The sequence below is a fragment of the Gordonia sp. DT219 genome (assembly GCF_049847065.1).
Taxonomy (GTDB): Bacteria; Actinomycetota; Actinomycetes; order Mycobacteriales; family Mycobacteriaceae; genus Gordonia.
The window spans coordinates 98,113-112,648 of the sequence record NZ_JBNCNR010000005.1 but is presented as its reverse complement, the minus strand read 5'-3'; the positions used below and the strand labels follow the sequence as shown (position 1 = coordinate 112,648).

The window sequence follows — 14,536 nt, the reverse complement described above, 5'->3', positions numbered from 1 at the left end:
GATGAGCGAGACAACCGGAGAGAAGATCACCGTCACCGCCGCCGACGGCGATGCCGAAGCGTATGTGGCGCGGCCGGCGCCCGCGGCGGACGGCGACACCTGGCCCGGCGTCCTGTTTCTCATGGACGCGATCGGATTGCGCCCCCAGATCGAGAAGATGGCCGACCGGATCGCGTCGTGGGGCTATGTGGTGTTGGCGCCCAACACCTTCTACCGCAGTGGAACCGCGGCCGAGACCTCCCCCGACGAGCCGTTGCTCGATGCCGAGAGCCGCTCGACGTTCTTCGCGAAAGCGCGGCCGCGCATCAAAAGCCTCACCACCTACCGGGCGCGCGGCGATCTGGCCGCGTACCTCGACGCGTTGCGCGCGCTGCCGGAGACCGCGCCCGGGCCGGTCGGCGCGACGGGCTATTGCATGGGCGGGCGGCTGGCCCTGCTGGCCGCTACCACCCGACCCGATGACGTTGCCGCCGTGGGCATGTTCCACACCGGTGGCCTGGTCACCGACTCCTCGGACAGCCCGCACCTGTCGCTGCCCGAGGTGAAAGCAGAGGTGCTCGCGATACACGCCGATCACGACCGCTCCCTGCCGCCCGAGTCGGTCGCCGTGTTCGAACACGCACTCACCTCATCCGGTGTCACCCATCACGCCAGTGTCTATCCCGGTGCCCCACACGGATACACCATGGCCGACACCGCCTCCTACAACCACGATGCGTCGGAGTATCACTTCGCGGAACTGGCCAAATTGTTCGCCCGCACACTGGGGTGACGGCGGGCACGGCCACGCGCCGGCCCCGGTACACCCTCGGCGTGCTCTTGCGGTGCCATGCGGCTAGCCTCAGGTGAGTCGACAAGGGAGTGTGTGCGTGTTCGTCGTTGCCCACATCAGCGACCTCCATTTCAACGGAACGCGGTACAACCGCGCCCGGATCGAGTCGACCCTGAGTTATCTCAACGCACGCGCGGCCGGACTCGATGCGTTGCTGGTCACCGGCGACATCGCCGACGAAGGAACACCTCGCGAATACGTCGAGGCCTATCGCGTTCTCGAGTCCCCACTACCGATGCTGGTCACCGTCGGTAACCATGATCTTCGGGACAATTTCAGCGAGGTCTTCGGTCCTCGTCGCAGCATGGCCCCGGTCAACTCCTCGCTGCTCATCGGTGACGTCTTGCTGCTGTCGGCGGACAGTTCCATTCCCGGGGGCAACGACGGTTACCTCGACGACGACACGCTCGAATGGATGTCGGCGCAGATCGAGGCCGCCGGCCCGCAGACCCGGGTGCTGGTGGCCTTCCATCACCCGCCGGTGGACGTCGGTATGACCTACATGGACACCATCCGCCAGACCGGAGAACAGCGGCTGGCCGCTCTCGTCGGCAAACACCCCAACATCGTCGGCTTCGTCTGTGGGCACATACACTCCGCATGCGTCACCCGCTTTGCGGACCGTCCGCTCTGCATGGCGCCGGGTGTCTCATCGACACTGAACCTGCCCTTCGAGGGCACCGACATCATCAACCGCGGCCAACCCCCGGGTATCGCCTTCCACATGATCGACGGCGATCGCCTGATCACCCACTTCCGTTCGGTGATGTTCTAGCGTCCACCCGAGGCGCGAAACACTTTGTCCACAAGCAGTATTCGATACCCAGATCGCCCACCGGCGTGACGGCTGTTCACCGCAGGGAAAGTCGTTCACCGCTGGGGCAACTGTTCACTGGCGTGGCGAAAGTGGTTGCTGCCCTTGTGGATTAATCCTACAAACCCTGCCAGTCGAACAAATCTTCTGCTACACTGGACTCATCGCAAGATCATCCAGGGGGGATTCCATGATCGACGCCACCACACACTCCGCGGAGCTCCCGGCTGACCTGTTCGCGGGTCTCATCGCGCAGCTCGATGACCATACGTTCCGCGCGGACATCGGTTCGCGGGAAGCGTTCGCGGCGATGCAGCAACTGATCATCTTGCGCAACAAAGTCGATCACCTCGCCGCGACATTGACCGGCGAGTTCGACCGTCTCAAAGTGACCGCGCCCCAAGGCCGCTCGGTACGACAATTGTTGATCACCATGGGAATCGCACCCGCCGTCGCCGGCCGACTCGTCCGCGTCGGCACCACGAAGGAGCTCGACGGTCTGCGTATCCACACCGTCGACGGTGCGATATCCCTCGACCACGCCGACGCCGTCGTCCTCGGACTCACCCACATCGATTCCCGCACCGGCGAACCCGTCACCCCCGAACAGCGTCGCGACCACACCCGGTCCCTCGTCTCGCAAGCGTTGTCCGGGATGAGTCCCGCCGAAATCGGTAAGCACGCAAACCAACTCGGCAATCTGCTCGCCGACGACACCGACGGAAAGCCTGCCGCCGAAGACAAGAGCGTCAACGAACTCGGCTACCACAAGACCAGCGACGGACGCCTCGATGTGCGCGCCAACCTCGATGCGGTTGCCGGGGAGAAACTCCACAGTCTCGTCGAGAGTTTGTCCGCGCCAAAGCCTCAGCCCGATGGTTCGCTGGATTCGCGGTCGGCCGATCGTAAGCGCGCCGATGCTCTGGAAACGATCCTGGAGCTCGCGGCAAAGGGCCTCGCCGACGAGACCGTGTCGTGTAAACCGACCGGCGGTGTGCTGCTGACGATTCCTGCTGATGCCCCGAAGCTTTCCGCACTTGAGTTCATGGGATCGGTGACGCCCGCGACCGCGAAAACACTCGGGTGTGATGCCGGGGTCACCGTGGTGATCGTCGACGGTGACGAGGTGCCGTTGAACGTCGGACGCGAGAAGCGGTTGTTCACCCCGGCACAGCGAAAAGCGTTGCTGATCAGGGATAAATGCTGCATCAAGTGTGGTGCGCCGGCGTCGCGCACCCAGGCGCACCACCTCGTGTCGTGGGTCGAGGGTGGCCCCACCGACCTCGACAACGGCTGCCTTTTGTGCACGGCGTGCCATCACGATGTCCACGACAGGGGATGGGATGTGGTGATGGGCTTCGATCGGCACCCGTGGCTGGTCCCGCCCGCGGGTGTCGACCCGAATCGGCGACCCTTACCGGCCTACAACCGTCGCACCCTGCACCTCGACGACGCTGCCTGACACTGACCGTCTGACACGATCCGCCTGAAACAGGCCTACCCATAACGACTTCCCGACCCCGCACCCGGCCCGCCGGGACCGCATCTGTTCGTTGAGAACTTCATAGATAGATAGGGCTACGGCCCAGATCCCGGCTGTCGCCGGTCCACGTCGACCACCCTTCCGAGGTGGGACGTCGGTGCCGGCGACTGCCGGGGTTGACCTTCACGTAGATCGAAGCCCGATGATGTGGTGGTGGAAGATCCCGGGTTGATGCCGATCGGTTCGTTCGCGCGCAGGAGTGGGCTGACAGCGAGCGCGTTGCGCTTCTATGCCGATGCCGGCGTGCTGATCCCGACCGAGGTCGACCCGGCGTCCGGGTATCGGTTCTATGCGACAGACCAACTCGAGCGTGCGTCGTTGCTTCGGCAACTACGCGAGATCGGAATGCCTCTCGCGACGGCGAGATCCGTGCTCACTGCCGACTGCGAGGAGGCGGTGCGCTTGGTCGACGACCATGTCGACGCAGTCGTCGGCAACGCCGTCACCGCACGGGAGCGTGCCGCCACCATCAAATCCGCCCTGGTCGAAACGACCGCAACGATGGTCGCCACGGTGAGCGGCCCAGTGCTGGCCGCGGCGGTGGCGCAGGTCCTCACCGCCACCACCGACGAGCCGGACGTCCCGGTACTCGGCGGTGTACGCATCGAGGCCGACGCCGGCACGGTGGTGGTGACCGCAACCGATCGCTACCGCTTGTCGATTCGCACGCTGGTGAGCACCCATCGTCCTGGTCCGGCCTGGGCAGCGACGGTGAACGGCGAGGACCTGCGTGACTGCCTGACCGATCTGCGGCGCACGCCGCAAGCTCGAATCGAGGCGACCGACCACGAAATATGGATCCGGATGCCGACACGCGGAGATCGACATTGTCGACTCCTGACCGAAACGTTCCCCGACTACCAGTTGATGCTCGACGAACTGCCCCCGCCGACGACGCGCGTTGAGTCGCCGAAGACGATGTTGCTCCAACGCCTCGAAGAAAGATCCACAGGACTGATCTGCCTGCGCGTCAACAACTCCGGGATCTCGTTGTACGACACCAGCCACGACATGCACGGCCAGATTCCGGGCCGTGTCAGTGGGCCCGGGTTCGACGTCTGGTTCGAGATGACCACCCTCTATCCGGCCATCAGTACCGCAATCGGCGCGGATGTGGTCTTCGACCTCCGCGGCGCGACGCAGCCTGCGACCATCCGCTCTGCCGACAACGGTGATCTGACCACGCTTGTCATGCCCACCATGCCCCCATTCACCGAAGATGGCGCCACACCAAAGGAGCACCACGAATGACCGGAGCAACCACGACCGACCCGACGATGAATGCCATCATCGAGGCGGTCACCGACGGACGCAGCGGAAACGTCGACAACGCACGCACCCAACTCCTGGATCTGTGGCAGACAATCGGAGTCACCGGAGATCCACTCCACCGCTGCACACTGGCGCATTACCTGGCCGACCTCTACATCGATCCTGCACAGGCCCTGCAATGGGATGTGCGTGCACTCGACGCCGCCGATGCCGTCAGCGAGCAACGGGCCCGAGAACTCGACGCCGGCCTGCACATCGCCGGCTTCTACCCATCGCTTCACCTCAACCTCGCCGACAACTTTCGTCGGCTCGGCAGCTTCGACGCCGCCCGAGACCAGCTCGCATCAGCCCGTGAACGCTCCTTTACCCTGCAAGCCGATTCATACGGCGACCTCATTCGTGTGGGAATCGAGGAGGTGGCCGCCGCGGTCAAGAAGCGGGACACCGCACCCCGCGCATGGTCTCGAGCATCGAGCGGAACCGAATAGCGTCCGCTCCACCGGCCAGAAGGGCGACACCCCACCGCCGGACGCGACCATTTCCGGCCCACCAGATGCTCGTTACCGGGTTGGAACCAAGTCCCCCTGGTGACCTGCATATCCGCCACCTACTGTTACTCAAGTGACTGGCGTGTCCAGAGTGAAACGTAATTTTCGACGAACCGCTGTCGGGGTTCTCGCACTGTCGGCCATCGGCGGCGCGGCCGTCGGTACTCTGCCGACGTCCCACGAGAGCGCGGTGACCACAGCTGCGGTCACCGTCGATCCGGCCTCGCTGTACAACGCCGCGCAACAGAAGTTCGCCGCCGGAGATGTGGCCGGCGGCCTCGGTGACCTCAAACAGGCGGTGACACTCAATCCTGCTGACAGCCAATCCCTTGCACTGCAAGCCATCTGGGCCGACCAGATCTCCGACGACGCGCTCGGCAAGGCAGCGCTGAATCGCTTGACAGTGGTGGACTCTCGGTTGGCGAAGACCACACGCAACGTCATCGACGGCGTCACCAAGGCGGCCGCGATCGTCCCGAGCACCACCGCCCGACCCGTCTCGGGCAACCCGGCCATCGTCATCCTCGGATTCGGCCTGTCCCCCGAGGGGAAACCGGCGCCCGAGCTGATCAAGCGACTCGAAGCCGGACGCGCACAGGCACTGTCATCGCCGTCGGCGCCGATCGTCGTCACCGGTGGCAAGCCCCAAAACGGGGCCACCGAGGCATCGGTGATGCGCAAGTGGCTGATCGCCAACGGCGTCGCGCCCGCACGCATCGCCACCGAGGAAACGTCCGTCTCGACCGTGTCGAACGCCCAGAACACCGCCGGGCTCCTCACCGCACGCCACATCTCCGATGTGGTGCTGGTGACTTCCCCCAACCACATTCGCCGCGCCGCAGCCGACTTCGCCGCAGCCGGCCTCACCGTCACGCAGTCGATCACCACCGACACCGACCTGGCGAAGAACGACGCACCACTGCCCAAGGACAAGCAGACCGGCATCCGCGTCGAGGCGACCCGCACCGCGGGCATTCCGGCGAGCCGGACCCCGCTTCTGCCCACCGATCAGCTACCCGGAAGTCAGCTACCTGACGTGGGCCCCGGAATAATCGACGACATCGGCGGGAAGATCCTCGGGCAGCTGGTCGGATCGGGGTCGGTCGGCTGATCACCCTCGGCGGGTGATTCGGCATCCGGGCGCGTCGCCCGAGGTCTGCCCGGTGTCTGCCCGAACGGCCGGTCTACCAGACCAGCGGCGCAAGGAATTTCGTCGCGAACTCGCGCAGCGCGTCGTCGTCGTCGACGTCGATGGCGTGCGATGACGTGGTCGCGAAGGACGTGACCAAGCGGAAGAGGATCTCGGCGACCAGGCGCAGATCAGGCTCGGGCATCGAGGCGCAGGGTGGCGACGACGCCGCCACTGAATTCGTCGATGAGGTCGTCGACACGGGGATCCTCGGTGCCGACGCTGAGATCGATGGCGGCCGGGTCGTCGACGATGACCTTCGCGATGACGTCGTTGTTGCGCATTCCCAGAACTGCCGCGGTGAAGGCCTCGACGATGGCGGCGCGGGGTCGAGCCCCTTGACCCGCACGCCGATCTCGTGAACGAAATCGCGACGCATCCGTTCGACCGCCGCGGCGAGGAGTTCCTCCTTGCCGGGGAAGCGACGGTACAGCGTGCTGCGGCTGACGCCGGCCTCGCGCGCAATCCGAGGTCACCGATGCCGGTGCGCCACAACAGCTGAGCGCCAGCGAGATCAGTACGTCCAGTGGCACCGTCGTGGTGGTCTTGGCCTGCCTGCTCGGTGCGTTGGCGTTGCGGCGCCTGAGCCCGGCATACCGCCCGGTCTGGGCCGGCTATACCGGTATCGCACTCTCGGCCCTCGCGGTGGTAGCGGTGCTGTGGTTCACCTCCGATACCGCACACCAGGTCTCGGCTCTGGGTTCATCGGTCGACGTCGACGCCGATTCGCTGCAGGTGACGCCGTGGCCGTGGATCACGTTGTGCTGCTTCCTCATCGGCGCCGCGATCAGCGTATTCCTGGTCCCCCGGAGCGGCCGTGGCCGCGCCGGGGGCGTCGATCGCGGGCCGGCTACAGCGCCTTGAGTTCCTCGATGACCGAGTCGACGGACTTCTTGGCGTCCCCGAAGAGCATCGAGGTGTGATCGAGGTAGAACAGTGGGTTCTCGATGCCGGCGTATCCGGAACTCATCCCGCGTTTGAGCACGATCACCGAACGCGCCTGATCGACATTGAGGATCGGCATGCCATGGATGGGTGAACCCGGATCGTTGCGCGCCGCCGGATTGGTGACGTCGTTCGCGCCGATCACGATGGCGACGTCGGTGCGCGCGAACTCGCCGTTGATGTCGTCCATCTCCTTCATCGCGTCATACGGCACATCTGCTTCGGCCAGAAGCACATTCATGTGTCCGGGCATCCGCCCGGCGACCGGGTGGATGGCGTATTTGACCTCGACGCCCTTGGCCTCGAGCAGGGTGGCCATCTCTTTGACGGTGTGCTGCGCCTGCGCGACGGCCAGGCCGTAACCCGGCACGACGATCACCTGGTTGGCGTAGGCCATCTGGATTGCGGCGTCGGCGGCCGAGGTGGCCTTGACCGTGCCGCCCGCCGCGTCCGCACCGCCGGCGACGCCGGCCTCGCCACCACCGAAGGCGCCGAACACGATCGCCGGGATGGACCGGTTCATCGCCTTGGCCATCAGGTTGGTCAGGATCGTGCCCGATGCACCGACGATCATGCCGGCCACGATCATGGCCTGGTTGTTCAGCGCCAGACCCGCAGCCGCGGCCGACAGCCCGGTCAGCGCGTTGAGCAGCGAGATGACCACCGGCATGTCGGCGCCGCCGATCGGGAACACCACGAACAGACCCATCACACCGGCGATCACGAGCAGCGCCACGATCCAGAACCATGGCGTCGCCGAAGTGGAATCGGCGGAGACACCGATGTAGACGGCGATCGCGATGGCCGCGATGGCGAGCACGATGTTGGCGAACTGGAAGGCCTTGGCGGCCTTGACCAACTTCTTCTCGAGGTTCTTGTTCAACAGCTCCTGCAGCTTCGCGAACGCCACCAGCGATCCCCAGAAGGAGACCGAACCGATGATCGCCGCAAACAGCGAGCCGACGATGACGTGTACGTCGGGCGTCTCGTGCACTGCGGTGAAGCCGTCGGACTCGATGTACTCCGACCACGCGATCAGCGCGACGGTCCCGCCGCCGACACCGTTGAACAGTGCCACGAGCTGCGGCATCGCGGTCATCTTGGTCTTCAGGGCCGGCGGGATGCCCAGCGCCACACCGACCACCAGGCCGACGGCGATCAGAATCCAGTTGATCGACGGCACGCCCGCATCGCCGGCGTTGTTGTAGACGCCGAGCAACGTCGCGACGACGGCGATCCCCATGCCGACCGCGGCGATCCAGTTGCCGCGCACCGCGGTCTTCGGCCCGGTCAGGCCCGACAGGCCATAGATGAACAGCGAGAACGCGACGATGTAGAGGACGGTCACCCCGTAACCGAGGCCTTCGGAGACCTGCCCCGTGCCGCTGAAACTGGCGTCTACCACCTCTTGGGCGAAAACGGTGGCGCTCACTTGGCGGACTCCTTCTTACCCTTGAACATTCCCAGCATGCGGTCGGTGACGGCGAAACCGCCGACCACGTTGAGCGTGCCGAACACCAGCGCGATGAACGCGATGATGCGCACGCCCCAATTGGCGTCGGCCGGTAGCGAACCCAGCACCACCAGGGCGCCGAGCACAACTACGCCGTGGATGGCGTTGGTGCCCGACATCAGCGGGGTGTGCAGGGTGTTGGGGACCTTCGAGATGACGGCGAAGCCGACGAAGCCGGCCAGCACGAGAATCGCAATGTTCGCGAGTAGTTCGTTGTACATCAGGCCGACGCCTCCTGGCTGTCACGGGTGACACACGCGGCGGTGATGACCTCGTCGGTGAAATCCGGTGCGAGCGCACCATTCTCGTCGAGCATGAGGTCGATCAGCGCGAGCACGTTCTTGGCATACAACTCGCTGGCGTGCTCGGGCATGGTGGCGGGGAGATTCAGCGGCGAGGTGATGGTGACGTCGTGTGTGACGACCGTCTGCCCGGGTTCGGTGAGTTCGCAGTTGCCGCCGGTCTCGCCTGCGAGGTCGACGACGACGCTGCCCGGCTTCATGCCCTCGACCGCGGCGGCGGTCACCAGACGTGGCGCCGGCCGACCCGGCACCAGTGCGGTGGTGATGACGACGTCGAATCCCTTGATCGCATCCTCGAGCGCCTGCTGTTGCTTCGCTCGCTCGTCGTCGGTCAGTTCGCGGGCATACCCGCCCTCGCCGGCGGCGTCGATCCCGAGATCGAGCCACTGCGCGCCCACCGAACGAACCTGCTCGGCCACCTCGGGCCGCACGTCGTAGCCGGTGGTGCGGCCACCCAGACGTTTGGCGGTCGCAAGCGCCTGCAGACCGGCGACGCCCACCCCGAGCACCAGCACGGTTGCCGGCTTCACGGTGCCCGCCGCGGTGGTCAGCATCGGGAAGAAGCGGGTCGACAGATCGGCGGCGACGATGACGGCCTTGTATCCCGACACGTTGGCCTGCGAACTCAGTGCGTCCATCACCTGAGCGCGCGAGATACGCGGAATCGCCTCGACGGCATACGCCTCGATGCCGGCCTCGCGCAGGGCGCCGATCTTGGTGTCGGCGTTGCGCGGCGCGAGGAATCCGATCAGCTTCTGTCCACTGTGCAGCTTGGCGATCTCGGCGTCCGACGGCGGCGACACCCGCAACACCGCATCGGCCGAATACGGATCGCCGATCGTCGCACCGGCCTCGACGAAGGCCTCGTCGGGGATCAGCGCCCCGAGGCCTGCCCCCTCCTCGACGATCACGGGGACGTTCTTGCCCACCAGCGACGCGACGACCTTCGGTACCAGCGCCACCCGACGCTCACCGGAGGCCGTTTCGCGCACGACACCCACACTCATTGCTATTCGCTGTCTTTCGTTCTGTCGGTACTCATCGACTTGTCGGTGCATCGGCGAAAACGAACGATCGGCCCGGTCGGTGCTCTGATCGGCCGTGCCGCAGTGATGCGGTCGGGACGGGGCGACGGGTTACATCACCACCAGAAACGTGCGACGAACATAACACGACCTCTCCCGACGCAGATCACTGCGTTGGTTTGCTCACTTTCCCTTGACTCTCGTACGACGTCCTGAGCACTGCGTGCGTCAGATTGGCCGGCAAACCGGGCCAATCAGGCGAACCGGCACCGGTCCCGGATGGGACAGCGGCCGATCCCGCGGCTCTATCAACATCTCGGCGCGGTGATCGCACCGCCGGCTGGTGGGATGTAGTCGACGATGATGCGAGAGAACACCGGGATCATCAGGTCGGGAACCGGCTCGAAGGCGCCACGATCGGGCATCGTCAGCGCCGAGCTGTTGTTCCACTGCTGCCGGGTGATTCGACTGAGGTCCAGATCGTGCCGGTGGTCCCGGAGCAATTGCCGCAGAAACAGTTTTGCACTTCTGCCGTTCCCTCTCGCCAGGGATGGGCGGTATTGAGGTAGGCGTAGGCCGTGGCTGCTTCGACGGCGAGACCGCCGTGGGCAAGGGCACCCCAGTCGGTGGTGGCGATGTGGTCGGCAGCCGCCCTCAGGTAGGCGCCGATCTGCGCAGGGTCGGCGAAGCCGATGCGGTCTTTGGCCATCGGGTAGATGCGGGTCTTACCGGCCCAGTCATAGATGTCGGCGAACAAGGCGGTGTGTACAGCGCGGAGATGCTCGGCGTCGTAGGTGCGGTCGATTACCAGCTGCCCGCGCAGGACTTGACGCTCGGCGGTGGCGGTGAGTCCATACTCCAGCTGCTCGAGTTGGTCTGGGTCGTCGATCCCGAGCTTGTTTGCCAATACGTGACTGCCTGGGATGAAGGTGGCATCCCAGTCCGATCGGGGAGAAGCCATGGACCGCGACGCCTATCTCGAGTTGATGATGACCGGCAGTAAGACGGCGACACCACCCGTCATGACTCCAGGGGGCGTCGCATGCGAGGCGGACGATTCGTCAGGTGGCGGCGGTGACTCCACGCAGTGCCATCTGGACGAGCTCCGCTCGGGTGATCTCGCCACGTGCTTGGCGCAGGAGGTCGTCGCGGCTGATGGCGCCGCGAGCCTCGGCGGTGAGAATGGCAATGTCGTCGCGGGTCGGCTCCCAGCCTTCGAGGACGTTGTTGTCCACCGCGGCGGTGATATCCAGCGCGTCATGTTCGGTCAGTCCGGCAAACAGGTCGGGGTATGCGCGGGTGAGCCAGGTGGAAGTGGCCATGGCACGCTCCTTTCGGCTGCGGTACGTAGATTCTAGCCGCGAAACCAACCACGTTCGGTCACGTGTTCGGTAGAACCGCCGGTTCGGCGCTCTCGGTCGTCGGAGTCTCGATCGTCGGGGTCTCGATCGTCGGGGTCTCGATCGTCGGGGTCTCTGGCGTCGGGGTGGCAGTAGATGTCGTGGCTGCCAACTCTCCACTACTCGGTGCCGGTGCCGTACTCGTGGCCGATCGGTTGGTCCCGGTGATCGACGGCGCTGTCGGAGTCGAATTCGCCGGCGTCGTCGCAGGCGGCGTGTCGGCACCGGCCACCGAGCTGTAGTCGGCCCGGCAGGCCGACGGGGTCCGGGCGCAGGCATCGGGATCGTGGACCGGGACACCGACTCCGAGACGGGCGGCGAGAAGTCCCTGGAGTTCACGCGGTGTGGGCACGTCGTAGGCGCTCAACTGGCCCCGCATTTCGTCCGACATCGGGATCGGCAGATCTGCCAGGGTCGAGCGGGCACCGGGCATCGGCACCGGGACGAGCGCACTCAGCGCCTCGTCGAATTCTCGCGGCACCGGAATACCCAAGTCACGCAGCATCATTCCCCACGGATTGCCGCCGTCGTAGACGATGTAGTGCGTGTTGCCGCCGGCTCCGGCCTCCTGGCTCGTCCACTCCTTGGTGATCGTGTACTCGTTGATGTGCTGGTTGAGAGATCCGTGCACGTAGAAGCCTGGTGCCAGATAGAAGAACGTGGAGATCGGATTGACGAGCGGATTACCCGCCCCACAGGTCGGATCGCCGCGGACGCAGTAGGAGTACACGGGAATGTCGCCGGTGTCGGCGGGATCGCGGTCACCGTTGGTATACAGCCCCGGCAGAAGGCTCGGCATCGTGTTCTCCACGCCAGTGTTGGGAAAGCGTGAGTCAGCGCCGATGATCACCACGATCTTGTCGTCGGGGATCTCACCCTCCCCGTCGATGTTTCTGTGGTGCAACAGGTATGCGACGTTCATCGCGATCGGTGCGCTCTGCGAGTAGCCGTTGACGACGACCCTGCGGTTGCCGTCACCCGGATACGCGGCCTCGGCATCGGCGACGCCGTTGATCGATCCGGCCTCGACAGAGTGGGTGAAGGTATCCGAGCCGACGAGGTAGATCGGGATACCGAACGGATCGAGTCCGAAGGCGCCGGGATACGAGACGACGGTGACTTCCGGTGCAGCCTTGGGATCGACGACGGCCGCGCCGGTCGCCGGGTCGGTCGTGACGCCCCCGAACAGCCCGATCTGCAGAGTGCGCCCGAGTTGGTCGCTGCCGTCGTAGTCGGTGGTGCCAGGGATGAGGATGACCGCATCATCGGCGCTCAATGGCGGCGCCCATTCCGGAGTTCTGACGAGTGCGGGTTCGCCGTGATCGCCGGTTCCCGAGGAACCGGCGTCCGGGAAGATGATGGGGCCGATCTGTAGTGCGTTGGTCACTCCCGGCTGAAAACTTGCCTGTACGAAGAGAAGTGCGGCGGCAGCCACCACCACCGTCAGTATCGAGTGTCGCCCTCTGAGCACTTCATCCCCCTGATCCGCGGATCGTTCCCCTCCGGCGAACTGGTCCCCGCCGGTCTACGACCGCTGCCGCCCATGTCGAGAGGTGAGTGTATCGCCCATCGTCGCGCACCAGAGGCGCTTGCCACCAATCGGTGAAACCCAGATAGTCCAATCGACACCGTGCCAGGGCGCGTACGCCTAGCACAACTCACCGACAGAAACGCGCGTCCACCGAGCCACGAAACACGTTGTCCACAAGCGGTATTCGATCCACAAATGCCGGCGATCCGGGTGCCATTGTCGGTGCATGCGTGTAAGATGGAGACATCGAATCGATCACCAAGGGGGGCACTATGATCGCCGACGCAACTGTCGAAAGCGACGATACCGCAGCCATTCTGGCCGGCATTGTCGACCAGCTGGCCGAGCTTCGCACCGGATTGGACATGACCGGGCCGCAAGCACACGCCGCGCTGCAGCAGATTCTGCTGATCCGCAACCTCGCCGACCACCATGCGGCCACGCTGACCGGTGATCTCGACCGATTCGGTGTCGCCGACGGCCACGGACGCCGCCTGCGGGAACTGTTGACCGTGATGGGGTGCGCGCCCGCGGTCGCTGCACGGTTCGTGCGGGTCGGTACCGCCATCGACATCGACCCACTCGTGCGCCGGGCGGCTGACGGAGCCATCTCGTCCGAACACGCCGACGCGATCGTGCGGGGGCTGTCGCACATCGAATCGCGCTCAACCGAACCCGTTGATCCCGACCTGCGGTCAGCACAGTTGATGTCACTGATGTCGTGGTCGTCGGCGGGCATGACGCCCGCGCAGATCACCGATCACGCTCGCACCATCGCGAACGAACTCGCCGCCGACGCCGATGCCGGTGTGCCTGCCGCCGAGGACAAGTCGATCAACGAGCTGGGCTACCACAAAACCGATGATGGCCGTTTGGATGTGCGTGCCAACCTGGATGCGGTTGCCGGGGAGAAGCTGCACAGCCTGGTTGAAGCGTTGTCGGCGCCGAAACCTCAACCCGATGGTTCGCATGATCCGCGGGCGGCCGAGCGCCGCCGTGCTGATGCCTTCGAATCCATTTTGGAACTCGCCGAGCGGGGTCTCGCCGACGAGACCGTGTCGTGCAAGCCGACCGGTGGTGTCCTGCTGACGATCCCGGCTGATGCCCCGAAGCTGTCCGCGTTGGAGTTCATGGGGTCGGTGACACCCGCGACGGCGAAAGCGTTGGGGTGTGATGCCGCGGTCACCGTCGTCATCGTCGACGACGCACAGGTGCCGTTGAACGTGGGACGCGAAAAGCGTCTGTTCACCCCGGCGCAACGAAAAGCGTTGCTGCTGCGGGATGAGTGCTGCGTGAAATGCGGTGCCCCCGCATCGCGCACCCAGGCACACCACCTCGTGTCATGGGTCGACGGTGGCCCCACCGACCTCGATAACGGGTGCCTCCTGTGCACGGCCTGCCATCACGACGTCCACGACCGCGGCTGGGATGTCGTGATGGGCTTCGATCGTCACCCGTGGCTGGTCCCGCCTGCGGGTGTCGACCCGAAGCGACGACCCTTACCCGCCTACAACCGACGAACCCTCCACCTCGACAACGCCGCCTGAAACAGGCCTGATCCCAAGTCTTTCCGACCCCTGCACCCGGCCAGCCGGGACCGCAAATGTACATTGAGAACTTCA

16 protein-coding genes are annotated in these 14,536 nt (G+C 65.2%); 8 read left to right on the top strand and 8 right to left on the bottom strand.

The features are described from left to right. The first annotated feature begins 1 nt into the window (after position 1). From ACPXB3_RS09385 to ACPXB3_RS09360, 6 genes are all read left to right on the top strand, one after another. A complete protein-coding gene (locus ACPXB3_RS09385) occupies positions 2-772 on the top strand; it encodes a dienelactone hydrolase family protein (RefSeq protein ID WP_425727440.1) in 771 nt (256 codons plus the stop codon). 97 nt (positions 773-869) lie between these two features. Then, positions 870-1,607: a metallophosphoesterase gene (locus ACPXB3_RS09380; RefSeq protein ID WP_425704166.1), complete on the top strand. Its 738-nt coding sequence runs from the start codon at positions 870-872 to the stop codon at positions 1,605-1,607. A 229-nt stretch (positions 1,608-1,836) separates the two neighbouring features. Further along, a complete protein-coding gene (locus ACPXB3_RS09375) occupies positions 1,837-3,108 on the top strand; it encodes a DUF222 domain-containing protein (RefSeq protein WP_425727439.1) in 1,272 nt (423 codons plus the stop codon). A gap of 234 nt (positions 3,109-3,342) precedes the next feature. After that, the gene (locus tag ACPXB3_RS09370) at positions 3,343-4,440 is read left to right on the top strand and encodes a MerR family transcriptional regulator (RefSeq protein WP_425704164.1); all 1,098 of its coding nucleotides are present in this window, start codon (positions 3,343-3,345) and stop codon (positions 4,438-4,440) included. Beyond that, positions 4,437-4,949, top strand: a complete 513-nt coding sequence (locus ACPXB3_RS09365; RefSeq protein WP_425704163.1) for a hypothetical protein — start codon at positions 4,437-4,439, stop codon at positions 4,947-4,949. Before ACPXB3_RS09370 ends, ACPXB3_RS09365 begins: the two co-directional genes overlap by 4 nt. Before the next feature lie 142 nt (positions 4,950-5,091). Continuing rightward, positions 5,092-6,120 (top strand): YdcF family protein, encoded by a 1,029-nt coding sequence (locus tag ACPXB3_RS09360; RefSeq protein ID WP_425727438.1) that lies wholly within the window; start codon positions 5,092-5,094, stop codon positions 6,118-6,120. Between the two features lie 73 nt (positions 6,121-6,193). Here the strand turns inward: ACPXB3_RS09360 and ACPXB3_RS09355 are convergent, their stop codons facing one another. Both ACPXB3_RS09355 and ACPXB3_RS09350 read right to left on the bottom strand, forming a co-directional pair. Beyond that, positions 6,194-6,343, bottom strand: a complete 150-nt coding sequence (locus tag ACPXB3_RS09355; protein ID WP_425704161.1) for a hypothetical protein — start codon at positions 6,341-6,343, stop codon at positions 6,194-6,196. Further along, positions 6,330-6,482: a hypothetical protein gene (locus ACPXB3_RS09350; RefSeq protein ID WP_425704160.1), complete on the bottom strand. Its 153-nt coding sequence runs from the start codon at positions 6,480-6,482 to the stop codon at positions 6,330-6,332. The genes ACPXB3_RS09355 and ACPXB3_RS09350 overlap by 14 nt, the downstream gene beginning before the upstream one ends. Before the next feature lie 253 nt (positions 6,483-6,735). Here ACPXB3_RS09350 and ACPXB3_RS09345 point away from each other — a divergent pair, with 253 nt between their 5' ends. Next, entirely contained in the window at positions 6,736-7,062 is a 327-nt protein-coding gene (locus ACPXB3_RS09345) for a hypothetical protein (protein ID WP_425704159.1), read from the top strand. Here ACPXB3_RS09345 and ACPXB3_RS09340 read toward each other — a convergent pair. The 6 genes from ACPXB3_RS09340 to ACPXB3_RS09315 form a co-directional block, all read right to left on the bottom strand. Further along, on the bottom strand, positions 7,049-8,575 hold the full coding sequence (locus ACPXB3_RS09340) for an NAD(P)(+) transhydrogenase (Re/Si-specific) subunit beta (protein WP_425704158.1): 1,527 nt from the start codon (positions 8,573-8,575) through the stop codon (positions 7,049-7,051). The two genes, ACPXB3_RS09345 and ACPXB3_RS09340, sit on opposite strands and share 14 nt — an antisense overlap. Beyond that, a complete protein-coding gene (locus ACPXB3_RS09335; RefSeq protein ID WP_425704157.1) occupies positions 8,572-8,877 on the bottom strand; it encodes an NAD(P) transhydrogenase subunit alpha in 306 nt (101 codons plus the stop codon). Before ACPXB3_RS09335 ends, ACPXB3_RS09340 begins: the two co-directional genes overlap by 4 nt. Beyond that, a complete protein-coding gene (locus tag ACPXB3_RS09330; protein ID WP_425704156.1) occupies positions 8,877-9,965 on the bottom strand; it encodes an NAD(P) transhydrogenase subunit alpha in 1,089 nt (362 codons plus the stop codon). Before ACPXB3_RS09330 ends, ACPXB3_RS09335 begins: the two co-directional genes overlap by 1 nt. A 445-nt stretch (positions 9,966-10,410) precedes the next feature. Next, positions 10,411-10,944: a Fic/DOC family protein gene (locus ACPXB3_RS09325; RefSeq protein ID WP_425704155.1), complete on the bottom strand. Its 534-nt coding sequence runs from the start codon at positions 10,942-10,944 to the stop codon at positions 10,411-10,413. A gap of 100 nt (positions 10,945-11,044) precedes the next feature. After that, a complete protein-coding gene (locus tag ACPXB3_RS09320; protein ID WP_425704154.1) occupies positions 11,045-11,305 on the bottom strand; it encodes a hypothetical protein in 261 nt (86 codons plus the stop codon). Positions 11,306-11,363: 58 nt separating this feature from the next. Continuing rightward, entirely contained in the window at positions 11,364-12,821 is a 1,458-nt protein-coding gene (locus ACPXB3_RS09315) for a hypothetical protein (RefSeq protein ID WP_425727437.1), read from the bottom strand. Between the two features lie 365 nt (positions 12,822-13,186). On the opposite strand from ACPXB3_RS09315, the gene ACPXB3_RS09310 reads away from it, so the two are divergent. Next, entirely contained in the window at positions 13,187-14,461 is a 1,275-nt protein-coding gene (locus ACPXB3_RS09310) for a DUF222 domain-containing protein (protein ID WP_425727436.1), read from the top strand. Positions 14,462-14,536: the final 75 nt, after the last annotated feature.

Excerpts from the sequence above, each read along its gene's own strand:
- ACPXB3_RS09385 (WP_425727440.1), top strand. The coding sequence starts at position 2 with ATGAGCGAGACAACCGGAGAGAAGATCACCGTCACCGCCGCCGACGGC.
- ACPXB3_RS09375 (WP_425727439.1), top strand. The coding sequence starts at position 1,837 with ATGATCGACGCCACCACACACTCCGCGGAGCTCCCGGCTGACCTGTTC.
- ACPXB3_RS09365 (WP_425704163.1), top strand. The coding sequence starts at position 4,437 with ATGACCGGAGCAACCACGACCGACCCGACGATGAATGCCATCATCGAG.
- ACPXB3_RS09355 (WP_425704161.1), bottom strand. The coding sequence starts at position 6,343 with ATGCCCGAGCCTGATCTGCGCCTGGTCGCCGAGATCCTCTTCCGCTTG.
- ACPXB3_RS09350 (WP_425704160.1), bottom strand. The coding sequence starts at position 6,482 with ATGCGCAACAACGACGTCATCGCGAAGGTCATCGTCGACGACCCGGCC.
- ACPXB3_RS09335 (WP_425704157.1), bottom strand. The coding sequence starts at position 8,877 with ATGTACAACGAACTACTCGCGAACATTGCGATTCTCGTGCTGGCCGGC.
- ACPXB3_RS09330 (WP_425704156.1), bottom strand. The coding sequence starts at position 9,965 with ATGAGTGTGGGTGTCGTGCGCGAAACGGCCTCCGGTGAGCGTCGGGTG.
- ACPXB3_RS09325 (WP_425704155.1), bottom strand. The coding sequence starts at position 10,944 with ATGGCTTCTCCCCGATCGGACTGGGATGCCACCTTCATCCCAGGCAGT.
- ACPXB3_RS09320 (WP_425704154.1), bottom strand. The coding sequence starts at position 11,305 with ATGGCCACTTCCACCTGGCTCACCCGCGCATACCCCGACCTGTTTGCC.
- ACPXB3_RS09310 (WP_425727436.1), top strand. The coding sequence starts at position 13,187 with ATGATCGCCGACGCAACTGTCGAAAGCGACGATACCGCAGCCATTCTG.